The following is a 22379-nucleotide window of genomic DNA, read 5'->3' as shown; positions in this document are numbered from 1 at the left end:
AATCGGGTAGGCACGGCCTGGGTGACATTCACGCGAAAACGTCCAGTTCTGTCAGCTCGGCTCCGGCGAGTCGGCCACCAACCTGGCCAACTCGGCGCTTGCGATGAGCTTCTGCAGATCCTCGGCCCCGCCGATCAGCGTGCCTCGCACGAACACCATCGGCAGTGTTGGCCAGCCGGTCCACATCTTGAGCGCGTTGCGCTCGCGCCATTTTGAGAAATAGCTGCCGTAGGCGATGTAGTGGTAGGGCACCCCGGCTTCTTCGAGCAGACGCTTGGCCTTCTTCGGAAATGGGTTGATTCCCATGCCGACCACCACGACCGGATGCGCTGCCACAGCGCTCTGCACCTCGTGGACAATGGCGGAATGGTGCCGGGCGATCTTGTCGCGGACAGCGGGATGAATTTGGGTCTCGGCTAGGACTGCTCGGGGCATAGATAGTTTCTGTGGAGTTGCCAAGCAGCTTACCCCTACTGTCGAAAGTCAGCCTCTGGAACGCCCGCCGGAGCCACTGGTGCTGCCCCGCCCTACTCACGTCCGGCGCACGTGCGGCACTTCGGGGACTCGGGACTCTTGGAACTGCGGAAACCACGGCTGCGCCTGCGACGCGAAGGCCACGCCCATCGGTTCACGCCCGGCCGCGGACCATGTCGAGCAGGCGACCCACGATGCGCTCGCCATCGGCCCGCAGGCCGTTGTGGGCGTACTCGTTGGTAACCCAGGCCCGCAGCCCACGAACGCCACGGGCCGTCTCCTCGGCAAATGATCGCTCCACGTAGACATCGTCGACGTACACGGTCGCTGCCACTGGGACCTCATTGCGGGCGAGTCGGTCAGCGTCGTACAGGCGCGGCCATGGATGCTGGGCCAGAAGCTGCGCCACCTCGCGGTGCGCGCGCAAGCCCGAGTAGTCATCCCACATCCAAGGGAAGACGTGCTCTGCGCCGAGGAGGTCGCCGGTCATCGCCTCCTCGGGCGCGAGCCGGTGTGCCGACCAGCGGGTGGCACCGCCGTCGGCGTACGAGGACTCATGGAGCGTCGCGTAGATCGGATTGCGCTCCCAGGGTGACGCCATCTGCGCGTCGACCATGAATGCCGCCGAGCCGAAGGGCAGCTCGAGCAGGTGGTGCAGCCGTTCGAACCCGGCGCTGTCGCCGAGCCACATCCCGGTCTGCCGAAACCGACGCGATGTGAGGCGGTCGCCGTTGGGCAAGCGGACGTCTTCCTCGTCGAGCCGGCGCAGGATCGTCCGCAAACGATCGAGGTCTCCTGGGTATCGGGCGTGATAGCGCTGGTTCGCTTCGCATACGCGCGCCCATGTCGCCGCGTAGACCTCGTCGACCGGCCGATTCGTGATCGGCGCGAGGCCGCCGGTGATCAGTACCTCCCGCAGGCCCTCGGGCGCCAGCGACAGATAGGTGAGCGAGGTGAATCCACCGAAGCTCTGACCGAGCAGGCTCCAGCGGTCGACGCCGAGTTCGGCTCGGATCAGTTCGAGGTCGCGCACGATCGAGTCGGCGCGGAAATGCGTGAGGTACTCGGCTTGGTCGGCAGGCGCTGTCCCTGGGATGACTGGCCCGACGGGCGTGGAGCGCCCTGTGCCCCGTTGGTCAAGCAGCAGGACCCGGAAGTCGGTAAGGGCACGCGCCATCCACCCTGAGGGCGGGCTCGTCGGGCGGGCGGCCTCGAAGCCTGGGCCGCCCTGCAGGAACACGAGGTAGGGGCGATCAAGACCGTCTGGGGCAGCAAGCTCGCGCGTGAACACGCTGATCGTGCCACGCAGCGGGTCGCCGTGAACCAAGGGAACCGAGTGCTCGCGCTCGGTCAAAACTGCCCCGGGCATGCGGTAGGTCGTACTCATGGCTCGCATTAGAACCCGAACGTACGCCCGCCTCGGGCGCGACCCGATTGCCTGCGGCGGCCCATTCTCGATTCGGGTAGCGCTGAAAGTGCGGTGCAACAACGAGTAGCGAGCGAGTCACTGAGGCGGCTCGTACATCACGTCTGCTTGTGGGCCGTGTGCCGTCTCAGCATGCCGGCCCACGATTGGCCACTGAGACTTGTCCTCCGGAGGGAAGGGTTCGAAGCCTGAGGGGAGGCTCAGAAAAGACCTTGCTGCGAGCTCGTCAGCGCCATGAAATTCTCCCCCATGGGCTGGAGGATGGCATCGGCAATCGGCTGGAGCTGCTTGGTCAGATAGTGGTCGTAGTCGATGCGGGAATGCCGCGTCTCCAACGGCTCCGGACCGTTCTGCGTCATGACGTATTGAATCCACCCGCCCTTCTGGTACTGCAGAGGTCGGTTGACCCGACCGTTGTATTCATCGGCAATGCGCGCGGCACGGACCTGCGGCGGCACGTTGACCTGGTAGGCATCGAGACGATGGCGCAGCCGCTTCCGGTAGACGAGGAGGTCATCCTTCTGCCCAGCCAACGTGGAGCGCGCATAGTCGGTTACGAACTCCTTGAAAGGGTCGCCGTGGAAGATGCGTGAGAGCAGCCCTTCCTGGAATTGGCGCGCCAACAGGGTCCAGTCGCTACGGGCCATCTCCAAGCCGCGGTAGACCATCTCTTCCTTGCCCGCAGCATCCACGCTCAGGCCCGCGTAGCGCTTCTTGCTGCCAACGTCCGACCCGCGAATGGTAGGCATGAAGAACTTCTTGTAGTGGGTGTCGAACTCGATTTCAAGGAAGTTCGCGAGGCCGTGCTCCTCGCGCAGGGTACGCGTCCACCAGTCGTTGATGTCCCTCACCAGGTTGGTCGCGATGGCGTGCGCTTCCTCGTTGGTGTGGGTGCGCTTGAGCCAGATGAAGATGGAATCGGTGTCGCCATAGATGGCCTCGTAGCCCCGCTTCTCCACGAAGGTACGCGTGAGCTTCATCATCTCGTGCCCCCGCAACGTGATGGCGGAGACGACCTGGGGATTGAAGAAGCGGCAGTCGGCCGCACCCAGCACGCCGGCAAAGGAATTCATGAGCAGCTTCAGGGCTTGGGACAGCGAATCGTTCTTGGCGAGCTTGGCCTCGTCCCGAGCCCGCCAAAGGGTGGTCACGATCTCAGGCAAGCAATGCTTCTCGCGCGAGAACAGGGTGCCCTTCGGCCCCTTGACGACCCTGGCCGGGTCGCTCGTGTTCGAGCCTTCTACGAAGCCGACAGGGTCGACCAAGAACGTTCGAATAATCGAGGGGTAGAGACTCTTGTAGTCCAGGACTACGACCGAGTCGTAGAACCCAGGCTTCGAGTCCATCACATACCCGCCAGGGAAAGCCCTGCTCGCAATCTCGCCCACGTTCGGTGCGACGTAGCCCAGGCGATGCATCCGCGGCAGATAGTGGTGGCTGAACGCGGCAATGGAGCCACCGAAGTGGTCCATCTGAAGACCCGTGGTGTGGGCTCGCTCCATCATGAACTGCAGCAACCTCGCCTTGTCGAAGATGCGCAGGACCAGCTCGCAATCCCGGATGTTGTAGAGGGCGAGCGAGGGCTTGTCCTCTTGGTACCGCCGCTCAATCTCTGCCATCTTGTCGTACTCATCGCCGATGGCCTTACCCTCGCCCAGCAGCTCCTGTGAGACAGCCTCCAGGCTGAAAGAAGGAAAGCTCTTCGACGCGGCTCTGAGTGCCTCGATACCGTCGATCACAACTCGGCCAGGCACGGCTGCGAACAGATAGCCCTGCTTTCCGGGATGGGTCCGCCAATCGATGGGCCGCCGCTCACGGCCCAGAAGGAGCTGCGCCCCACACGCGTCGGCCCCCTTTTGCAGAACTCGCAGGTCGAACTGAATCACGCTCCATCCGATGATGACGTCCGGGTCGTTCCTCTCGAACCAATCGGTGAGCTTCTCAAGCAAGGCCTTGCGGGTCGGGCAATAGATGAGGGCGAAGTCCGAGGGCTCGCTCGACTCAGGTGGCCGCTCGCCGAGCATGAAAACGACGCGGTCGACCGTCCCGTCCAGCGCAATGGAATAGAGCTGTTCGTCCTGGCTCGTCTCGATGTCCAGGGACACCACCTTCAACACCGGCCGGTAGTCGGGCGCGGGCTTCAGTTTGCAGTCGACGATGAGGGAGCGGTCCGCCCTCCCTCCTTCCACCAGCACGCCGGCGGTGATGAACCGCTCCATCAGGAAGCGGTCGTGCGGGCGCACGTCGGCTTCGAGCAGAGGGATTCCCTGTGCCCGGAGGGCACGTGCCAATCGACCTAGTTGGCGGAAATGCTTCGCGTAGACGCCGACAACAGGTTGCTGGCGAAAGGTCTTCAGTTCGAGTTCGCGCACCTCCAGCCCCGGCATCGTGGCGAGGTGCGTTTCGACCGACTCTCTGTACTTCGCTTCGACGAATGCGACAGATGTCTGGGAGGTCAGGACCACTTTCCTCGGCCCCGCATCTGTGGCCAGCCAGTACTCGATTTCGGTACCTGCCGTGACATCACGCCAGTGGCGAGTGAGGATGAAACCCTTGATTTCGGTGGGGACCACGAGAGCTAGACCAACGGATGGCAGAGGAGGCAGGGCTTGGGCACAAGCCATTTTCGCCCGGTTGCGGTCGCATTCCGCTTCGAGGTGCGCCGACCTGAGCCGCGGGACTGCAGCGTTAGCAGTCGTCCAGGTCGGCCACCACAGACGACTCCAAGCTGGCGCTCTGCGGACATTCATAATTCCCTGCTCCGTCGTCACCGCCACATGTCAAGTAGTTACCCGAAGCAGGCGCACAGTGCCCATTTTTTCAACAGACGTGCGTGTCGGAAGGGTGTTCCCCGAACGCCGCCGCTCGCGGCTGAGCCAGGGCAGACGTATCGGCCTGTGGCGAGCCTCTGAATTTGCGATGCACGTGTTGCCGCATGGATTCCCAACAGTCAGAACTCTGCAGTGCAGAACGCTCATCCGTCTATGTCGAGAGGGCTACTTGACGTCTTCTTGCGTTTCGGCACACTTTGCTGCTCGCCGGTTGCCGGTTTGGAGTGCTCCCGGAAGATCGACCGATGGCAGTTCTCATCAGTACAAGGGGACATACCGTGGCCGCACACTTGCCCAGCGATTCGCTGCTGAATCCTTCGCCTTGGACAGAACGGCTTTTGTGTGCACGTCGGGCACTGGCGCTGGTCGCAATCCCGCTGGCGTTCCTATTCGTCGAGCCATCAAGCGCGCAAGCTCCGGTCCTCCAGCGTGGATACGATCCGGGCGCGACGGGTGCGACCCTCTCGGAGACCGTGCTCAATACGTCGAACGTCAATTCAAGCAGCTTCGGCATGTTGTTCAAGTTGCCGGTTGACGATGTCGTCTTCGCACAACCGCTCTATGTCCCGAGCGTCGCCATTTCGAATCAAGGGGTGCACAACGTCCTGTACGTGGCGACCATGAGCGACACGCTGTACGCGTTTGACGCGGACGTCGCCGGTGCTCCGCTTTGGACAGTCAATTTTGCGAATGCCGTCGGTGCAACGCCAGTGCCGATCGCCAACTTCGCGTTTTCCGGGAACCGCAACATCACCGGCAATCTGGGCATCTTGAGTACGCCCGTCATCGATCGGTCTACCAACACGATGTACCTGATCGCGTGCACCCTTGAGAGCAACACGATGGTGTACCGACTCCACGCCGTCGACATCACGAGCGGCGCGCTGCGACCAGGTTCCGGCGTCAAGATCAGCGCGACCTATGGCGGATCGACGTTCGATGGACGTTACCAGACACAGCGGGTCTCGCTGGCGCTTTCCGGCAACCAGGTCGTTTTCGGTTTCGGCGCGGTCGAACTGGAATATTCCGGCGGCTATGTTGGATGGATGATGGCTTACGACAAGACGACGCTCACTCAGAGCGGTGTCTTTGCGACCGTCACGACCGGCAACAGGGGCGGCGGAGTCTGGCAATCGGGGCGGCCACCGGTGGTCGACAGCGCGGGCTTCGTTTATGTCTTTGTGGGCAACGCCTACGGAAGCGGTTATGACGGCGTCAACAACTTCAGCGAAAGCGTGCTCAAACTCGATCCGGCGAACGCGTTGACGCTGGTTGACTGGTTCACCCCGGGTAATTGGAGCTACCTGGACAATCAGGACCTGGATCTCACCAGTTCCGGTCCGCTGCTGATTCCCGGAACCGGCCTTCTTGCAGGCGGCGGCAAGACAGGCGACCTGTACGTTCTCAACACGAGCAATCTTGGCAAATACAACGCGACGGACAGCCAGGTGGTCCAGAAGGAAAGCATCTCCGCTTCCGAATTCCGCGGTGGGCCCGTGTACTGGCAGCGCTCGGCAGCAAACGGTGGCCCGCTTCTCTATAACTGGGGCGTGAACGATCGACTCAAGACCTACCCTTTCAATGGAAGCACGTTCGCGGCGAGTCCCAGCGCGCAGGGCAACGCCACCAACCAGATTTTCCCCGGGGGCATCCTCACATTGTCCGCGAATGGCGACACGCCGGGCAGCGGCGTGCTCTGGGCGACGACCGCCGGAGGCGGTGATGCAGAAAACAATCCTCCTGTTCCCGGTGTGCTGCATGCCTTTGACGCTGGAAATGTAGCCAATGAGTTATGGAATACGACCATGAACGCGGCAAGCGACGGTTTCGGGAACCTTGCGAAGTTCGTGCCCCCGCTCGTCGCCAATGGGAAGGTTTATCTGGCGACTTGGTCGGGCCAGGTGGCTGTCTACGGGATAAAGAACGCATCGCTGAGCCTCAAGAATGTCGTTCCCGGCACTGGATCAGCAGGAACGACGGTGACACTGCAGGGAACCGGGTTCGTGCCTGGCGCATCCGTTGTCTTTGGGGGGGTCGCCGCAACCAATGTCGTCGTCTCTGGTAGCACGAGGTTGACGGCAGCCGTCCCGGCGCACGCGGCCGGCGTCGTGGATGTTGTGGTAACCAATGCCAACGGAAAGAGTGCCACGCTGCCGAGCGGGTTCACATACAAGAAGCTGCATTGACGCCGGCGCCACCTTGGATGTTGCGCCGCGAGACCCACTATTGATATTTCCATAAATCATGACAACCGTTGAGCGCCTCATGCGTTATGCCTCCAGGAACAACGCTGGAGACTATCGGCATGGTGCAAAAGCGATTGAGCGAGGCGGCGAAGAGGCGATTGCGGGCCGGGCGAATGCTGCTGGCCGGCAAGAGTTGTGCCGAAGCAGCGCTGGCTGTCGGGGTGGCTCGGCAAACCGTGCACACATGGAAGCGCCTGCTCGATGAAGGCGGTATCGACGCGCTGCGAGCCGTGCCCGAACGCGGGCGTCCGGCCCAGTTGGATGAGGGGCAACTGGCAGCCGTGCGCGCGGTCCTCCTGCAAAGCCCGACCGAGCATGGATTTGCCACCGAGTTGTGGACGCTCAAGCGCGTGGGCGCTGTCATCGAGCGCATGTACGGCGTGCGCTTTGGCCAGACGCAGATCTGGCGGATTCTGGGCAGCTTGGGCTTCAGTGTGCAAAAGCCCGAGAAGCGCGCCATCGAGCGCAACGAAGAGGCGGTGCGCAGTTGGAAACGCAGGACCTGGCCGGCCCTCAAAAAAAGGCCCAGCGACAGGGACGGCTGATCGTCTTCGTGGACGAGTCCGGCCTGAGCGAACGCCCCACCCGAGTGCGCACCTGGGCACCCCGGGGACAGACACCCATCATCCAGTTCCATTTCAACTGGACTCACGTCTCGGTCATCGCCGGACTCACGCGCACCAACTGCATGTTCCGGCTGCACGAGGGCAGCATCAAGAAGGAAGAGATTGTCGAATTCCTGAAGGCGCTGAAGGCCCACCTGAAGCAACCGCTGCTGGTCATCTGGGATGGTTTGAAGGCGCACCGCAGTCGCCTGGTGCGCGACTACCTGGACAGCCTTGGCGGACACATCCAGATCGCGTTCCTGCCGCCGTACGCGCCCGACCTCAATCCGGTGGAATACCTGTGGGCCTGGCTCAAGCGCCATGCGCTGGCCAACTATTGCCCCAACGACCTCGCCCAGCTTCACAGCGCCGCGCGCAACAAGCTCAAGAGTGCCCAGAAGCGCCCCTCGATCATCGCCGCTTGCTGGATGCAGGCCACGCTTTGGTGATGTCATGAATTACGGAAACCTCAATAGGAAACCCGAGCGAGACGAGCGGTCAGCACTCAGCGCGATGGAGTTCTTGTCCGCTGTTGAATCCAACGAACCTTGCGAGCTCGTGTCAACGAAGAAGACTGGCCTCAACCGCACCGTTCAGACGGCGCGGGGCATCTTGGCGCCTCCTCAGCGGAGTGCTTCAGCGCGGATATGAGCCGGTCCCGGCAGGTGCATCGGTTCCGGAACGGCACTCCTTCGTTCCGCCAGTAAGGGCGCGAACTTCCGCTCTCACCAGCAGCCGACATCCCGGGGCTCGCCGCGACTGACCGCAACAGTCTGGATGAGTCACCCCCGTCGATTCCTCCGCTGATCGCGCAGACGTTTGATGGTCTGACTGCAACCCAGCGAGGTGGGTCACCAGACACTCAAATACCAGAGGCCCCAAACGGATCCAGCAATCGAAGCTGATGTCCGTGATTCCGGCTTCGTCAAAACGCTTGGCCGGCACGGTGCCCGTGATAGCCGATCCGTCACGAACATCTATTCGGCTTCGCTCGGGGCAGACTTTATTCTTTATTGGCCTTTTAGACTTTTTTGAGCCGACGCCGCCGACGAGCAAGGTTTTTGATACGAAGCTAAACTTCGTAGTCTTCCTGTCCAAATACGACATGTCCGCCGCCCTCGCCGATCCCGCAACCGACACCGCCCACGCGCTGGCGGTGGAACTGCGCATGCTCGCGTCGCAGCTTCGCCGCCGTCTGCGGCAGGAAGCCTCGGTCGCCGACTGGACCGAATCGCAGCGTGCCGTGCTCCTGCGGCTGGAGCGCCAGGACGCCGCCACCGTGACCGAACTGGCGCAGGCCGAAGGCGTGCGCTCGCAGTCCATGGGCGCCACTGTCGCCTCGCTGATGGAAGCCGGCTGGGTCAAGGGCGCACCGGATCCGGCCGACGGCCGCCGCACGCTGCTGTCAATCACGGCGCAGACGCGCAAGGTGTTCCGGCAGGTCCGCGCGGCGCGCGAAGACTGGCTGCAGCGCACCATCTCCGCACGCTACTCGGCGGCCGAACAGAAGCAGCTCGCGGGCGCCGTCCGCCTGCTTCAGCGCCTGCTGGAGGACTGATGGGCAACACCTTCCGCTCCCTTCGCATCCGCAACTACCGCCTGTGGGCGGCCGGCGCGCTGGTGTCCAATGTCGGCACCTGGATGCAGCGCACCGCGCAGGACTGGCTGGTGCTGACGCACCTCACGAACCACAACGCGACCGCGGTGGGCATCGTGATGGCGCTGCAGTTCGGCCCGCAGCTCGCGCTGCTGCCCCTCACCGGGCTCGCGGCCGACCGGCTGAACCGCCGCAAGCTGCTGATCGCCACCCAGGCCTCGATGGGCCTGCTGGCGGTCGGCCTGGGCCTGCTCACCGTGAGCGGCATGGCCCAGCTGTGGCATGTCTTCGTGTTCGCGCTGCTGCTGGGCTGCGTCGCGGCCTTCGACGCGCCGGCGCGTCAGACCTTCGTGGCCGAGCTGGTGTCGGATGCCGAGCTGTCCAACGCGGTGGCGCTCAACTCCACGTCCTTCAATGCCGCACGCATGGTGGGGCCCGCGGCGGCCGGACTGCTGATCGCGGCCACGGGCCCCGGCGAGGCATTCCTGCTCAATGCGCTGTCCTTCGTGGCGGTGCTGATCTCGCTGGCCTGCCTGCGCCAGGGCGAGCTCTTTGCGCGGCGGGACGCGGCGGGGCGCCAGAAGGCCGGCCTGATGGAAGGCTTCCGCTACGTCTGGAACCGCCCCGACCTGCGCGCCGTTCTGGCCATGCTGTTCCTCGTGGCCACCTTCGGCCTGAACTTCCCGATCTTCATCTCGACGATGTCGGTCGGCGCCTTCCACGGCGGGCCGGGCCAGTACGGCCTGCTCTCGTCGACCATGGCGATCGGCTCGGTCACCGGCGCGCTGCTGGCGGCAGGGCGGGCCCGGCCGCGTTTCGGGCTGCTGCTGGTCGGCTCGGCGGTGTTCGGCCTGGGCTGCCTCGCGGCGGCGCTGATGCCGAACGTCATCGGCTTCGGCATCGCGCTGGTCGTGACCGGCGTCGCCGCGCAGACGATCACCACCTCGACCAACAGCCTGGTCCAGCTGTCCACCGAGCCGGCGTTGCGCGGCCGTGTCATCGCCATCCTGATGGCGACGCTGCTGGGCAGCACGCCGATCGGCGCGCCGGTGGTGGGCTGGGTGGCGGATGCCTTCGGCCCGCGCTGGGCGATGGGCGTCGCTGCGGCTGCGGGGCTCTGCTCGGCCGCGATCGGACTGCGCTACCTGGTCAGGCACCACGGCCTGCGGCTGCGGCTCGAAGGCTTCCGGCTGCGCTACAGCCTGCAGCAGACGCGGCCGCGCTAGGGCTCGTCGGTCAGGCGCAGCACCACCCGGCCTTCGATCTCTCCCTTGCGCAAGCGGTCGAAGATCGGATTGATGTTCTCCATCCGGTCCTCGCTGAACACGGTGTGCACCTTGCCCTCGCCGGCGAAGGCCAGCGCCTCCTGCAAGTCCTTGCGCGTTCCGACGATCGAGCCGCGCACCGTCTTGGCATTGAGCACCACGTCGAAGATCGGCAGCCCGAAGTCGCCCGGCGGCAGGCCCACCATCGACATCGTTCCGCGCTTGTGCAGCATGCCCAGGCCCTGTGCGAAGGCGCTGCGGGCGGCGGCCGTCACCAGGACGCCATGCGCGCCCTTGAGTTCGCGCTGCAGCGTCTTCACCGGATCGCCGGTGGCCGCATTCACGACCATGTCCGCGCCGACTTCCTGCGCGAGCTTGAGCTTGGCGTCGTCCACGTCCACCGCCGCCACGTGGAATCCCATGGCCTTGGCGTACTGCACCGCCAGATGCCCGAGGCCGCCCACGCCGGAGATCGCCACCCATTCGCCCGGCTTGCAGTCGAGCACCTTGAGTCCCTTGTAGACGGTGACGCCGGCGCACAGGATCGGCGCGATCGCCGAGAACCCGATGTTGGCGGGCAGGTGGCCCACGTAGCCGGGATCGGCCAGCACGTATTCGGCGTAGCCGCCGTTGACCGTGTAGCCGGTCATCTGCTGCGAATCGCACAGCGTCTCCCAGCCGGTGATGCAGTGCTCGCAATGCCCGCAGGAGGTGTGCAGCCACGGGACGCCGACGCGGTCGCCCTCCCTCACATGCTTCACCCCGGCGCCCACCGCGGCGACGTAGCCCACGCCCTCATGGCCGGGAATGAAGGGCAGCGAGGGCTTCACCGGCCAATCGCCGTCGGCCGCATGCAGGTCGGTGTGGCAGACGCCCGAGGCCGCGACCTTCACCAGCACCTGGCCCGCAGGGACCTCGGGCACCGGGACTTCCTCGATGCGAAGCGGCTCGCCGAACCCGTGCACCACTGCTGCTTTCATCATCTTCATGATCACCTCCGTTGTGGAATCGGAGGCATTTTGGGTACGCGTGCGACGCAGCCGGAAGCATCTTTGCATGCGGATACAGAAGCCGGCACGGCAGTGCGCTTTTGTTGCTCTGGGTCAAAGACTGCCGCCCCGCGAAGGCACTAGTCTCCCGCGGACGGCCAGGCGAAAAGAACGGAGACACGGATGTACTCGGATCAAGAGCTGATGGAATCCCGCACGATCAGTCCTTTTGCGCGGAGTCCGGAATCCATCACGGAAGAAGAGGTCATCAGCCTCGTGCAGCGCTTCTATTCCAAGGTCCGCAACGACGAGGACCTGGCGCCGGTCTTTGAATCCCATGCGGTGGACTGGGACAAGCACCTTCCAAAGATGGTCGACTTCTGGTCGTCGGCACTCCGGGGCACCGGCCGGTACAAGGGGGCGCCGATGCCGAGGCACATTGCGCTCCACGGCCTCACGGCGCAGCTCTTTCATCGCTGGCTCGCACTGTTCTGGGAAACCACCGCCGAATCGGGCAACGCCGTGCTGCAGCAGCGGGCCGATGACCTGGCGCGTCGCATGGCGGGCGGACTCTGGCACGGCTACCAGATGGCGCATGCCGAAGCGGCCGACACGGCGCGCGCTTCGCAGGAACACCGCTGTCACGCCACCTGAGGAGGGGCGCCTGCGTCATCGCCATCGCCATCGCGCAGCACGATCGTCACCAGCGCGGAGGCATCCGTCTCGGCGGCGACATCATGCAATTCGCCGCCCCGGAGAAACAGGATCTGGCCCGCCTCGAGTTTGCGCGGGCCGCTCTCCAGGCCGACGACCAACGCCCCCTCGATGCAGTGGATCGTGATTTCGCCCGGGACCTTGTGAGGCGGCAGCTTCCTGCCGGCCCGCAGGACCAGACGCATGACCTCGAGTTGGCGCGACTTGAAGATCGCTGCCGTCTTGTGATCGGCCAGCGCCGCTCCCAAGGGGCGGACATCGCGGGGCTCGCCCGGGGCGGCGTGTTCAAGTGCCATGCTGGACTCCTTCGAGGCCGCGTCCGGGTGCCATGAGGTCACTGCGCGGCAGCGCCGGCCTTTCGTGCATAGAACGCCGACACCTCCTCGATTTCCCGATCCGTCATCGTGCGGGCCACGTTGCGCATCACTGCCTCGGGATCACTGGCGCGCTGGCCCGAGCGGAATGCCCTGAGCTGCTGCTCGAGATAGCCCTTGGGCATGCCTTCGAGCCACGGAGCGCCGAACTTCTGGTCGATCCCGCCATGGCACGAGACGCAGGGTGCGATGTTGCGCAGCGGCGAACCGACCCGCACCAGCGCGGGCAGCGCCTCGTCGTAGGTGGTCGGCGCGGTCCGTGCCTTCGGCAGGTAGGCGTAGTAGGCGGCCAGGTCGGCGATGTCGTCATCCGACAGGCCCCTCGCAAGCGCCTCCATGATGGGACTGCCGCGCTTGCCGCTGCGGTAGTCCATGAGCTGCTTGATGATCACTTCCGGGTACTGCCCGGCCAGGTTGGGCGCATCGGAGGTGCTCATCCCCTGCGCGCCGTGGCACATGGTGCAGTTGAGCGCCAGCGTCGCACCGCGGCCGATCGCCTCCCGCGAGCCTTCCTTGCCCATCGTGCGGTCCAGCACCACGTCCGTGGCGGTGGCGGCCTGGCGCGGCGCCGTGCCGAACGACCAGTCGCTGGGCACCCCCGCGGCCCGGCAGATGCTCGCCCACAGCCCCTTCGCGCTGAAGTCGCTGTGCGCGGAAGGCAGCAGCACGAAGCCCACCAGGAATGCGCCCACCGTCAGGACGATCAGCCAGATGATGCTCTTGCGGAACCATGGATTGCTCCAGCCCGGCATGCCGTGGACTTTCATCATCGGCTCCCGATCGGTATGACCGGCACGGAGGCTTCCTTCAGCGAAGCCAGCTGCACGATGGGGTAGCCATAGTTGACGATCGTGAGGCCGATCATCATGGCGATCCAGAGGCCGAAGCCGTTCAGCGCGACCGGCGTATGCGCTGCCGGATGCGCCGTGCGGCTGAAGCTGAAGGGCGCCACGACCGCGCCTTCCTTCTTCCGCGCGGTGGCAAGCGTGTACACGAGCAGGATGCCGGACGCGAGCAGGATGAAGCCGCCGATCGCGGACATCGTGACGGTCCAGGCTTGCGGCTGAAGCTCGGGATGCGTGTAGTCGTAGTAGGCCATGCGCCGCGGCATCCCGAGCAGGCCGACCAGGTGCCACGGCATCGACAGCACCAGCATGCCGACGAACCACAGCCAGATCTGGGTCTTGACGAGCCCGGCCGGCAGCGGCGCGCAGCCCGTGAGCTGCGGCCACAGTTCGTAGGCGATCATGAAGTACATCAGCACGATCGCGCCGGCGAAGATCAGGTGGAAGTGCCCGGTCACCCACTGCGTGTTGTGGACCGTCTCGTTGAGCTGGTAGCTCATGTTGATGATGCCGCCGGCGCCGCCGAAGCCGAGCATGATGAACGAGAAGGTCACCGCCAGCATCATCGGGTTGTCCCACGGAAGCGCCCGGAGCCAGCCGAAGGCTCCCTTTCCGCCGCGCAGCCGGCCGGCGATCTCGACCGAGGCCACGATGGTGAACACCGTGAGCAGCGTCGGCACCGACACCATCGCGGTCATCACCGCATGCACGAACTTGAAGCCCGCGCCCACCTGCGGGTCGGCGAAGAGGTGGTGGATGCCGATCGGCATCGAGAACACGAGGAAGAGCACGAACGCCACGCGCCCCATCGTGTCGCTGTACAGCCTGCCGCCGATGGCGCGCGGCACGATCGTGTAGAACACGATGTACGAGGGCATCAGCCAGAAATACACGATCGCGTGCAGCGTCCACGAGAAGAAGACCCGCGCCAGACCGGCGTTGATGGTGTCCGTGAGCCCCAGCGATGCCGGCAGGATCAGCACCAGGACTTCGATCGCCGCCCCGAGGGACGTCCACGCCCACAGGTAGGCACCGGCCACGTTGCCGAACATCGCCAGCGGGACCGGCATGCCGGGGTTCTCTTTCTTCCATGCGCGCAGGTTGATCGACATCAGTGCGACCCAGATCCACGAGCCCACGACCACGAGGACGACGCCCAGGTAGTAGAACGGACTGCCGAGCATGGGCGGGTAGAAGGTGTAGAGCACCGACGCCTTGCCCAGCCCCATCGTCACGGCAGCCACCGCCGTGCCGACGACCACGAGCCAGAACCCGGTCCACGCCCAGCGCATGCCGACGAGGGGCTTCTTCAGTGCCAGCTCGCTGATGGCGTAGCCGAACCCCATCGCCACCAGCGTCGGCAGGACGTAGGCCATGACCGTGCCATGCGCGGTGACCGAGCGGTAGTAGTGCTCCGGGTTGTTGATCCAGGTGGACAGCGGGCTGCGGATGTACATCTGCCACGCACCCAGCACCAGCGCGCCGAGGAAGGCGACGAAAGCCACCCAGAAGTGGGCCAGGACGAGTTTCTTAGCGAGGAACACAGCTGAGCCTTTCCCCTGGCCGGACCTTGGCCATGAACTCGTCACGCGGCAGCACCTGCACGCGCGCCCACATCGCCTCGTGCCCGGTGCCGCAGTACTCGTGGCAGGGCATCAGCTGCTCGCCGGTCCGGCTGAACGATGTCGTGAAGGTCGCCACGAAGCCCGGCACGACCATCGTGTTGGCGTTGGTGCGGCCGATGATGAATCCGTGAATGGCGTCCGTCGCCGTCGCGCGAAAGGTCACCGGCGTATCGGCCGGGACCACGATGCACTGCGGCTCGAACGAATACTGCTGCGCGATCAGGCGCACGACCACCCGGTCGCCCGCTTCGATCGCCGTGCCGAGGTTGCTTTCGACGAACTCGCCGCGCAGATGGAGCGTCCTCACGTCGACCGTCTCCACGCGCGACGGCGGCATCGAGGCCCAGTGCAGGCCGGTGACGACCATCATCAGCATCAGCACCGCGATGATGGCGCCGACGATCCAGGTCCAGCGCCGCTCGGCCGCGACCGCGATCGCCTCGGAATCATGCGAAGGCATCGCTGCGCTCATAGGCACCCCCACGCTCGGCACTTCGTGTCCTCGCTGCCCCCCGAGGGGGCGCGAGCTTGCTTGGAGCGGTCCATCGCTGCGCTCATTGCACCGCACCGCGCGGCAGGTACACCGCGAAATAGAAGATGAAGTAGATCGCCACGACGATGGCGGTGGCGACGCCCGCGACCGCGAACGCGCCCATCGGCCCGCGGCGCACGATGTCGTCGACGCGGCGGTCTTCCTCTTGCTCGTTGATGGGGGACATGGCTGGTTTCCTCACTCGGGCAGCAACTTGCGAAGTTCGCTGATCTGGGATGCGTCGACCGGCGTGCCGCTGTTGTCCCAGGCGACCCGGATGTAGGTCACGACGGCCGCCACTTCGTCATCGTCCAGGATGTGGCTGAAAGGCGGCATGCCGTGCGGGCGCGGGTTCTTGCGCGTTCCCGGCGCGTAGCCGCCATTGAGCACCATGCGGATCGAGTTGACCGGCGACGCCATCGTGATGGACTGGTTGCCCGCCAATGGCGGGTAGGACGGTGGATGTCCCTTGCCCTCCTCGCCATGGCACATCGCGCATTGCGTGCTGTAGATCTTGCGGCCCGTCTCCATCACGCCGGGACTCACGAGCCTGGCCTGGCTCGTCGGCGGCGGCTCGGAATCACGCTGCGGCAGGGCCTTGAGATAGACGGCCATGGCCCGGACGTCCTCGTCGGTGAGGTACTGCAGGCTGTTGTAGACCACCTCCGCCATCGGGCCGTAGGTGGTCCCGTGGTGCGAGATGCCGGCCTGCAGCAGGTCCGCGATCTGCTGGATCTCCCAGTTGCCGAGGCCCGCTTCGCGGTTGGAAGTGAGCGACGGCGCATACCAGTTCTGGTTCGGGATCATGCCGCCCTCGAAGGCCTTCGATTCGCTCGATCCGCCCAGCGCATTGATGGCCGTGTGGCACATCGCGCAGTGGCCGAGCCCCTGCACGAGGTAGGCACCGCGGTTCCATTCGGCGCTCTGGCTCGGATCCGGGACGAATTCGCCCTCCTTGAAGTAGAGCGTCCGCCACCCGATCAGGAGGTCCCGGTTGTTGAACGGGAACTTGAGCTCATGCGGCCGGTTCTGCTGCCGCACCGGCGTCACCGACATCAGGTAGGCAAAGATGGCATCGCTGTCCGCACGGGTGACCTTGGTGTAGGACGCAAACGGCATCGCCGGATACAGCAGCGTGCCGTTCTTCGAGATACCCGTGTGCATCATCCGGTAGAAGTCATCGGGGGTCCATCGGCCGATGCCGGTCTCGTCGTCCGGCGTGATGTTGGGCACGAAGAGCGCGCCGAAGGGCGTGGGCATGGCCCGGCCGCCCGCGAACGGCTTGCCGGTAGGCTCCGTATGACAAGCCACGCAGTCGCCGGCGCGCGCCAGATATTCACCGCGGGCGATGATCTCGGTGGTCGCATCCTTCGGCGCCGTGCTGGCTCGGCCGGCCTCGGGCAAGGCGGCGGGCCGCAGCCACCACAGGACGGCCGCGCCCGCCAGCGCCAGCACGACGAGCGCGAGGAAGATCCGGAATGCCAGCTTCATGACCGTCCCTGCTGGCTGCCGCACGCCAGGGGCATGCGCACGAGATTGGCCGGTTCCGGCGACGGGTCCTTGGGCGCGCCCTGCTGCGACAACCAGGCCGCGACGGCGTTCATGTCCGCGTCGGAAAGGCGCGTGGCCACGCGCTTCATGCAGTCGGGCTCGGCCGCGTGGCGCTCGCCGACGCGCCAGCGCGTGAGTTGCGCGACCACGTAGGTCGGACGCAGGCCGACGAGGCCCGGGATGCCCGGCTCCATGCCCGTCAGCCCGGCGCCATGGCAGGCGACGCACGCGGGGATGCCCTTGGCGGGATCGCCGCGCGCCACCAGCGCGCCGCCCCGGCGCAAGGTTTCCTGGTCGGCCTTCAGCGCTTCTGCCGGCGCGAATGGCGGTCGTTGGCTCGCGAAGTGCTGGGCGATTTCCTTCAGGTAGGCATCCGGCAGATAAGCGACGAGGTAGTTCATCGGCGCGTAGTGCCGCGTACCGTCACGAAAGGCCACGAGCTGGTTGTAGAGATAGCCTGCAGGCTTGCCGGCGATGCGGGGGAAGTTGCCGCTTTCGCTACCCTGGCCGCTCTGGCCGTGGCAGGTCACGCAGCCCTGGACGCGGGCCTCCATGGAATCGACTTCCTTGAACGATGGCGTCGCCCCCGTCTGCGCGAAGGCGGGCAGGCCGGCGCTCCCCCATGCGATCGCTACCGCACCGACCGTTCGCCAGATTGCCGAGCGGCGGATGACGCGAGACTTCATCGTGGCGCTCCTGTTCCTTGCTTGGTATCACCGAGAGCGAGCGGGGTGATCGTAGCGACGGCCACCGCGCTGCGCAAGAAGTGCCTCAACTCACCCGGCTGACGCTCTCTGTGCCTTGAACGCAGCCTTCACGAACCCGACGAACGCCTGCGCCGCGGCCGATTGCGGCATGTTGGCGTGGCGAACGACATACGCCGGGTGCGTAGGCCCGCCGCGCAGCGGCCGGAAGCACAGCTCCTTGCGATGCCAGGAGCGCGCGGTCAGTTCGTCGACCACCGCGATGCCTGCGCCGCAAGCCGCCAATGCGCATGCGACCTGTCCGGAGCGCACTTCGATCTGGGCCGGTGGCAAGCGCTTGCTCCGGGCCCATTGCGATTCGATCAGGCGGCCCTGCGGCGTGTCCGGGCTGAAGGCGATCAGGCGCTGCCCCATGACGTCCCGCAGGCTCACGCTCTTCTTGTCCGCGAATGGATGATCGCTTCGGAAGACGCACGCCATCGACCAGCTTCCGACCTCTTCGCTGATCAGGAGCGCGTGGTCGATCGGCAGGGTGGACACCGCGACGTCCGCCTCGTTGCGCGCCAGCTGGCCCACCATCTCGCGCACGAGCTGTGTCTCCATGTAGACGCGCGCGGTCGGGAATCTGGCCGCCAGCGCCGACACCGCGTGCGGCACGACCTCGAGGGCGGTGCTCGGGCTCGCGAGGATGCGCAGCGGCAGGCCGCCCCCGGCCTGCAGGTCCCGCGCGCGCTCCTCGATGCGTTGCACGCCGCGGTAGACGCTCTCGACTTCGGCATAGAGCGCCTGCGCTTCGGGCGTGGGCCTGAGCTTGCTGCGGCCGCGCTCGAAGAGCTTGAGGCCCAATTGCAGCTCGATGTGGCCGAGCATGCGGCTGATGCCGGGTTGCGAGACGTGCAGCAGCCGCGCGGCATCGGTCACCGAGCCGGCGAGCATCACGGCACGAAAGACCTCGATCTGGCGCAGGTTCATGGTCGTGGCGCGTTGAATAACACGAGGTTATGGGTGTCTTGAATCATGGTATTTGCCGGTATACCCGACGGGCGCCATCATCGCCCTGACTGCAACCAGGAGACAAGCTGATGACATTCCATCTCGACCGCCGCTCGCTGCTGGCGTTGCTGGCCTCGGGCGCCTGCGTCCGCGCCCTGGCGGCAGAGGCCTGGCCGACCAGGCCGGTGCGGATCATCGTGCCCTTCGCCCCCGGCGGCGCCGCCGACTCGTCCGCGCGGGTGCTGGCCGACCTGTTGGCGCCGAAGCTCGGCCAGAGCGTGATCGTCGAGAACAAGCCGGGCGCGGGCAGCGCGATCGGCGTCCTCGCCGCGGCCCAGAGCAAGGATGGCCACACGCTCCTGATGGCGAGCAACAGCATGGTCATCAATCCGTCGCTCAATCCCCAGATCGGCTACGACCCTGCGCGGGACTTCGATGCGGTGGGCATGGTGTCCGCGCAGCCGCTCGTGCTGGTGGTACCAGCGAGCTCGAGCATCAAGTCATTGCAGGACCTGATTTCCGAGGCCAAGGCGAATCCCGGCAAACTGGCGGCGGGCAACAGCGGCAACGGAACGCTCGCGCACATCGCCTCGGAGATCTTCGCCAGCGAAGCCGGGGTGCAGATCACGCCCGTGGCCTACAAGGGCGAAAGCGCGCTGTTGCCGGAACTGATCAGCGGCCTGGTGGCATTCGGCTTCCTGAACCTGCCCAGCGTCGCGCCGCACATCAAGTCGGGTCGCATCCGCGCGCTGGCCGTTTCCTCGCCAGAGCCCGTTGCGGAACTTCCGGGTGTTCCGACGCTGCGCTCGCTGAAGCTTCCGGCACTGGAAGTCCAGGGCTGGGCGGCGCTTCTTGCGCCCAAGGGGGCCATCCCTGCGGAAGGCCTGGCCAAGCTCGAGAGCCTGCTCGCGCAGGCGCTGGCTTCCGACACGGTGAAGACGCGCTTCGCTTCGCTGAGCGTCACGCCGATGGCGATGAACCGTCAGGCGACCGCCCAGTTCCTGCAGGCGGAGACCGCGCGATACGCCAGCGTGATCAAGGCGCGCGGCATCAAGGCGGGGTGACGGGCGTGATCGACCACGATACCGATGTGCTCGTCTGCGGCGGCGGCGTGGCGGGCACGATCGCCGCGGTGGCCGCGGCGCGCCACGGGGCGCGCGTGATCCTGCTGGAGCGCTACGGCTTCCTCGGCGGCAACGCGACCGCCGGTGCGGTGGCCCAGTTCAACAGCTGGCAGACGGCCAACGGCCGGCGCGTGGTGGCGGGTCTCGCGCAGGAGGTGGTCGACCGGCTGCGCCAATACGGAGCGGCTGCCGAGCACCAGGTGTTCGTGATGTCGACCGGCCATCGGATGGACCGCGTCGAATACGCACCCGAAGTGCTCAAGCTCGTGCTGGACGACATGGTGCGCGAAGCCGGCGTGCAGCCGCTGCTGCATGCGAATCTGCTGGATGTCTCGCGCCAGGGCCCGCGGATCGATTCCGTCCGCGTGCTGACCAAGGGCGGCGTCGTGCGCATCCGGCTGCGCGTGCTCGTGGATGCGTCGGGCGACATGGACGCCATGCGGCAGGCCGGCGCGGAATTCCTGCCGCTGGGCGATGGCGAGGCGCTTCAGCCCGCGACCATGATGTTCCGCTTCGGACCGATCGACTTCGCGCGCTTCGATGCGCTGTCGCCGTCGGAACTGGCGGCCCTGGCTCGCCGCGGCTACGAGGAGAAAGCGCTGGCGCGCGCCGCCCTGCATGTGGCGCGCGACCCCTATTCGAAGGACGGCTGGTTCAACATCAGCCGCCTGGCGATCGATGCGACGGACGCCATGGCCCTGGGGCAGGCGGAGATCGAGGGGCGCAGGCAGGCCTGGAGCGCCGCGCAGTATCTGCGCGCCCATGTGCCCGGATGCGAGTCGGGGCGGCTGCTTGCATTCGGCACGCAGGTCGGCGTGCGTGAAACGCGCCGGGTGCTCGGCACCCATGTGCTCACCGCAGAAGAGCTGCTCGCGCCGGTCGCGTTCGACGACGCGATCGCGGCGGGCGCCTATCCGATCGACATTCATCCGGCCGCCGGCGGCGAGCTGGTGTATTGCGCACTCGGCGACGATCACGCCTATCAGATTCCCTATCGCAGCCTGTGCCCCTTGGGACTGGACAACGCCCTGGTGGCCGGGCGCGGCCTGTCGGCGACGCATCAGGCGCTGGCTGCCGTCCGGGTGATGACCATCTCCATGGCGGTCGGCCAGGCGGCAGGAACGGCGGCGGCACTGATTGCGCGAGAAGGGCCGGCATCGACCACGCGCGGCATCGGCACGCAGCAGCTTCGCGAAACGCTCCGGCGCGATGGGGCCTGCCTGGCCTAGGTGGCCCAGCCGCCCTTCTTTTCCGGCCTCAGCGCAGGTAGGCCTGCACGAGCGCGACCCAGTAGCTCGCCGTGCTGGGCAGGATCTCGTCGTTGAAGTCGTAGCCCGTGTTGTGCACCATGCAGCCCGGGCCGCCGCCGGGCTTGCCATCGCCGTTGCCGACGATGAAGTAGCTGCCGGGCACTGCGTTCAGCATGAACGCGAAGTCGTCGCTGGCCTGCAGCGGCGCCATGTCGGGGATGAGCGCCTTTTCGCCCATCGAAGCGAGTGCCACCTGCTGCGCGAACGCGGTCGCGGCTTCGTCGTTCACGCAGGGCGGCATCTTCCACTGGTAGTCGACCGTGGCGGTGGCGCCATGCACGGCCGCCTGGCCTTGCGCCATCGCGATGATGCGCTCGCGCAGGAAGGCGCGCACTTCGGGCTTGCGCGCGCGGATCGACAGCCTGAGTTCCGCGCTCGTCGGGATCACGTTGGGCGCCTTGCCGGCGTTCATCGCGCCCACCGTGACGACCGCCATGTCGTTGGGGTCGACCTCGCGCGACACCAGCGTCTGCAGCGCGAGGATCAGGTGCGCCGCGACCATGATCGGATCGACCGTGGTGTGCGGCATCGCGCCGTGGCCGCCCTTGCCTTCGATGGTGATGACCGCCGTGTCCGACGAGCTGTAGATCACGCCCGGCAGGAAGCCGAACCGCCCCGCCGGAAAGCCGGGCTCGTTGTGAAAGGCGTACACCGCATCGCACGGAAAGCGTTCGAAGAGGCCCTCTTCGACCATCCTCTTCGCACCCATCAAGCCTTCCTCGGCCGGCTGGAAGATGAGGTTGAGCGTGCCGTTGAAGGTCTTCATGACCGCGAGCAGCTGCGCCGCAGCGAGCAAGGTGGCGGTGTGCCCGTCGTGGCCGCACGCATGCATCGCGCCCGGCTTGCGGCTGGCCCAGGCGAGGCCGGTGGTTTCGGTCATCGGCAGTGCATCCATGTCGGCGCGCAGCCCGAGCCGCCTGGCGCCGTCGCCGACCCGGAGCGTGCCGACCAGGCCCGTGCCGCCGATGCCGCGATGGACCGTGTAGCCCCATCGCGCAAGGCGCTCGGCCACGAGTTCACTGGTCTGGAACTCCTCGTAGCCGAGTTCGGGATTCGCATGGATCTGCCGCCTGAGGCCGATCATCTCCTCGGTAGATGCCTGGATGCCGGGATGGATGGGAACTGAAATCATCGAGACGTCGCCCTCAAAGCACTGGATTCACATTTTCCACGC

General features: G+C 65.9%; 19 protein-coding genes and 1 pseudogene. 7 read left to right on the top strand and 13 right to left on the bottom strand.

Features of this window, described 5'->3' with window-relative positions:
* Nucleotides 1-51: 51 nt before the first annotated feature.
* From VAR608DRAFT_RS09195 to VAR608DRAFT_RS09185, 3 genes are all read right to left on the bottom strand, one after another.
* Nucleotides 52-435 (bottom strand): glutaredoxin, encoded by a 384-nt coding sequence (locus VAR608DRAFT_RS09195; protein ID WP_088953786.1) that lies wholly within the window; start codon nucleotides 433-435, stop codon nucleotides 52-54.
* Between the two features lie 193 nt (nucleotides 436-628).
* Nucleotides 629-1861, bottom strand: a complete 1233-nt coding sequence (locus tag VAR608DRAFT_RS09190) for an alpha/beta fold hydrolase (RefSeq protein ID WP_088953785.1) — start codon at nucleotides 1859-1861, stop codon at nucleotides 629-631.
* A 239-nt stretch (nucleotides 1862-2100) separates the two neighbouring features.
* Nucleotides 2101-4524 carry a DNA polymerase II gene (locus VAR608DRAFT_RS09185; RefSeq protein WP_172843969.1) on the bottom strand — a complete coding sequence of 808 codons (2424 nt, stop codon included), beginning with the start codon at nucleotides 4522-4524 and terminating at the stop codon, nucleotides 2101-2103.
* Between the two features lie 452 nt (nucleotides 4525-4976).
* Here VAR608DRAFT_RS09185 and VAR608DRAFT_RS09180 point away from each other — a divergent pair, with 452 nt between their 5' ends.
* The 4 genes and pseudogenes from VAR608DRAFT_RS09180 to VAR608DRAFT_RS09160 all read left to right on the top strand — a co-directional run bounded on the left by VAR608DRAFT_RS09180 (nucleotide 4977) and on the right by VAR608DRAFT_RS09160 (nucleotide 10405).
* On the top strand, nucleotides 4977-6917 hold the full coding sequence (locus tag VAR608DRAFT_RS09180) for an IPT/TIG domain-containing protein (protein WP_088953784.1): 1941 nt from the start codon (nucleotides 4977-4979) through the stop codon (nucleotides 6915-6917).
* Between the two features lie 86 nt (nucleotides 6918-7003).
* Nucleotides 7004-8031 (top strand): annotated as a pseudogene (locus VAR608DRAFT_RS38480) (IS630 family transposase).
* 656 nt (nucleotides 8032-8687) lie between these two features.
* Nucleotides 8688-9140, top strand: coding sequence for a MarR family winged helix-turn-helix transcriptional regulator (locus tag VAR608DRAFT_RS09165; RefSeq protein WP_088953781.1), 453 nt, complete (start codon nucleotides 8688-8690; stop codon nucleotides 9138-9140).
* Nucleotides 9140-10405 carry an MFS transporter gene (locus VAR608DRAFT_RS09160; protein WP_088953780.1) on the top strand — a complete coding sequence of 422 codons (1266 nt, stop codon included), beginning with the start codon at nucleotides 9140-9142 and terminating at the stop codon, nucleotides 10403-10405. Before VAR608DRAFT_RS09165 ends, VAR608DRAFT_RS09160 begins: the two co-directional genes overlap by 1 nt.
* Here the strand turns inward: VAR608DRAFT_RS09160 and VAR608DRAFT_RS09155 are convergent.
* A complete protein-coding gene (locus VAR608DRAFT_RS09155; protein WP_088958695.1) occupies nucleotides 10402-11436 on the bottom strand; it encodes a zinc-dependent alcohol dehydrogenase in 1035 nt (344 codons plus the stop codon). The genes VAR608DRAFT_RS09160 and VAR608DRAFT_RS09155 overlap by 4 nt on opposite strands.
* A gap of 180 nt (nucleotides 11437-11616) precedes the next feature.
* Between VAR608DRAFT_RS09155 and VAR608DRAFT_RS09150 the strand changes: the two genes are divergently transcribed.
* Nucleotides 11617-12087 carry a group III truncated hemoglobin gene (locus tag VAR608DRAFT_RS09150; protein WP_443082927.1) on the top strand — a complete coding sequence of 157 codons (471 nt, stop codon included), beginning with the start codon at nucleotides 11617-11619 and terminating at the stop codon, nucleotides 12085-12087.
* On the opposite strand, the gene VAR608DRAFT_RS09145 is transcribed toward VAR608DRAFT_RS09150, so the two are convergent.
* From VAR608DRAFT_RS09145 to VAR608DRAFT_RS09110, 8 genes are all read right to left on the bottom strand, one after another.
* Nucleotides 12075-12443 (bottom strand): cupin domain-containing protein, encoded by a 369-nt coding sequence (locus tag VAR608DRAFT_RS09145; RefSeq protein WP_088953779.1) that lies wholly within the window; start codon nucleotides 12441-12443, stop codon nucleotides 12075-12077. The genes VAR608DRAFT_RS09150 and VAR608DRAFT_RS09145 overlap by 13 nt on opposite strands.
* 38 nt (nucleotides 12444-12481) lie before the next feature.
* Entirely contained in the window at nucleotides 12482-13288 is an 807-nt protein-coding gene (locus tag VAR608DRAFT_RS09140; protein WP_231973380.1) for a c-type cytochrome, read from the bottom strand.
* The gene (locus tag VAR608DRAFT_RS09135; RefSeq protein ID WP_088953777.1) at nucleotides 13288-14910 is read right to left on the bottom strand and encodes a cbb3-type cytochrome c oxidase subunit I; all 1623 of its coding nucleotides are present in this window, start codon (nucleotides 14908-14910) and stop codon (nucleotides 13288-13290) included. The genes VAR608DRAFT_RS09140 and VAR608DRAFT_RS09135 overlap by 1 nt, the downstream gene beginning before the upstream one ends.
* A complete protein-coding gene (locus tag VAR608DRAFT_RS09130) occupies nucleotides 14897-15451 on the bottom strand; it encodes a cytochrome C oxidase subunit II (RefSeq protein ID WP_231973378.1) in 555 nt (184 codons plus the stop codon). The genes VAR608DRAFT_RS09135 and VAR608DRAFT_RS09130 overlap by 14 nt, the downstream gene beginning before the upstream one ends.
* A gap of 94 nt (nucleotides 15452-15545) precedes the next feature.
* Nucleotides 15546-15710, bottom strand: a complete 165-nt coding sequence (locus tag VAR608DRAFT_RS37410) for a hypothetical protein (protein ID WP_088953775.1) — start codon at nucleotides 15708-15710, stop codon at nucleotides 15546-15548.
* Nucleotides 15711-15721: 11 nt separating this feature from the next.
* On the bottom strand, nucleotides 15722-17014 hold the full coding sequence (locus tag VAR608DRAFT_RS09120; protein WP_088953774.1) for a c-type cytochrome: 1293 nt from the start codon (nucleotides 17012-17014) through the stop codon (nucleotides 15722-15724).
* Complete coding sequence (locus VAR608DRAFT_RS09115) at nucleotides 17011-17760, bottom strand: c-type cytochrome (protein WP_088953773.1); 750 nt, start codon at nucleotides 17758-17760, stop codon at nucleotides 17011-17013. The genes VAR608DRAFT_RS09120 and VAR608DRAFT_RS09115 overlap by 4 nt, the downstream gene beginning before the upstream one ends.
* A gap of 90 nt (nucleotides 17761-17850) precedes the next feature.
* Nucleotides 17851-18750: a LysR family transcriptional regulator gene (locus VAR608DRAFT_RS09110; RefSeq protein ID WP_088953772.1), complete on the bottom strand. Its 900-nt coding sequence runs from the start codon at nucleotides 18748-18750 to the stop codon at nucleotides 17851-17853.
* Between the two features lie 110 nt (nucleotides 18751-18860).
* On the opposite strand from VAR608DRAFT_RS09110, the gene VAR608DRAFT_RS09105 reads away from it, so the two are divergent.
* Nucleotides 18861-19835, top strand: coding sequence for a Bug family tripartite tricarboxylate transporter substrate binding protein (locus VAR608DRAFT_RS09105; protein WP_088953771.1), 975 nt, complete (start codon nucleotides 18861-18863; stop codon nucleotides 19833-19835).
* Nucleotides 19836-19840: 5 nt separating this feature from the next.
* Nucleotides 19841-21124, top strand: coding sequence for an FAD-dependent oxidoreductase (locus VAR608DRAFT_RS09100; protein WP_231973376.1), 1284 nt, complete (start codon nucleotides 19841-19843; stop codon nucleotides 21122-21124).
* A gap of 28 nt (nucleotides 21125-21152) precedes the next feature.
* Here VAR608DRAFT_RS09100 and VAR608DRAFT_RS09095 read toward each other — a convergent pair whose 3' ends face one another.
* Nucleotides 21153-22337: a M20 aminoacylase family protein gene (locus VAR608DRAFT_RS09095; protein ID WP_088953769.1), complete on the bottom strand. Its 1185-nt coding sequence runs from the start codon at nucleotides 22335-22337 to the stop codon at nucleotides 21153-21155.
* Between the last annotated feature and the right edge of the window lie 42 nt (nucleotides 22338-22379).

Source organism: Variovorax sp. HW608 (assembly GCF_900090195.1).
In the GTDB taxonomy this organism is placed as follows: Bacteria; Pseudomonadota; Gammaproteobacteria; order Burkholderiales; family Burkholderiaceae_C; genus Variovorax.
Note: the sequence above shows the minus strand (reverse complement) of the source record. Positions and strands in the feature narration are given on the sequence as shown.

Bases quoted from the DNA above. Each gene is read 5' to 3' on its own strand.
- VAR608DRAFT_RS09195 (WP_088953786.1), bottom strand. From the start codon at position 435: ATGCCCCGAGCAGTCCTAGCCGAGACCCAAATTCATCCCGCTGTCCGC.
- VAR608DRAFT_RS09190 (WP_088953785.1), bottom strand. From the start codon at position 1,861: ATGAGTACGACCTACCGCATGCCCGGGGCAGTTTTGACCGAGCGCGAG.
- VAR608DRAFT_RS09185 (WP_172843969.1), bottom strand. From the start codon at position 4,524: ATGGCTTGTGCCCAAGCCCTGCCTCCTCTGCCATCCGTTGGTCTAGCT.
- VAR608DRAFT_RS09180 (WP_088953784.1), top strand. From the start codon at position 4,977: ATGGCAGTTCTCATCAGTACAAGGGGACATACCGTGGCCGCACACTTG.
- VAR608DRAFT_RS09165 (WP_088953781.1), top strand. From the start codon at position 8,688: ATGTCCGCCGCCCTCGCCGATCCCGCAACCGACACCGCCCACGCGCTG.
- VAR608DRAFT_RS09160 (WP_088953780.1), top strand. From the start codon at position 9,140: ATGGGCAACACCTTCCGCTCCCTTCGCATCCGCAACTACCGCCTGTGG.
- VAR608DRAFT_RS09150 (WP_443082927.1), top strand. From the start codon at position 11,617: ATGTACTCGGATCAAGAGCTGATGGAATCCCGCACGATCAGTCCTTTT.
- VAR608DRAFT_RS09145 (WP_088953779.1), bottom strand. From the start codon at position 12,443: ATGGCACTTGAACACGCCGCCCCGGGCGAGCCCCGCGATGTCCGCCCC.
- VAR608DRAFT_RS09140 (WP_231973380.1), bottom strand. From the start codon at position 13,288: ATGAAAGTCCACGGCATGCCGGGCTGGAGCAATCCATGGTTCCGCAAG.
- VAR608DRAFT_RS09130 (WP_231973378.1), bottom strand. From the start codon at position 15,451: ATGCCTTCGCATGATTCCGAGGCGATCGCGGTCGCGGCCGAGCGGCGC.
- VAR608DRAFT_RS37410 (WP_088953775.1), bottom strand. From the start codon at position 15,710: ATGTCCCCCATCAACGAGCAAGAGGAAGACCGCCGCGTCGACGACATC.
- VAR608DRAFT_RS09120 (WP_088953774.1), bottom strand. From the start codon at position 17,014: ATGAAGCTGGCATTCCGGATCTTCCTCGCGCTCGTCGTGCTGGCGCTG.
- VAR608DRAFT_RS09115 (WP_088953773.1), bottom strand. From the start codon at position 17,760: ATGAAGTCTCGCGTCATCCGCCGCTCGGCAATCTGGCGAACGGTCGGT.
- VAR608DRAFT_RS09110 (WP_088953772.1), bottom strand. From the start codon at position 18,750: ATGAACCTGCGCCAGATCGAGGTCTTTCGTGCCGTGATGCTCGCCGGC.
- VAR608DRAFT_RS09105 (WP_088953771.1), top strand. From the start codon at position 18,861: ATGACATTCCATCTCGACCGCCGCTCGCTGCTGGCGTTGCTGGCCTCG.
- VAR608DRAFT_RS09095 (WP_088953769.1), bottom strand. From the start codon at position 22,337: ATGATTTCAGTTCCCATCCATCCCGGCATCCAGGCATCTACCGAGGAG.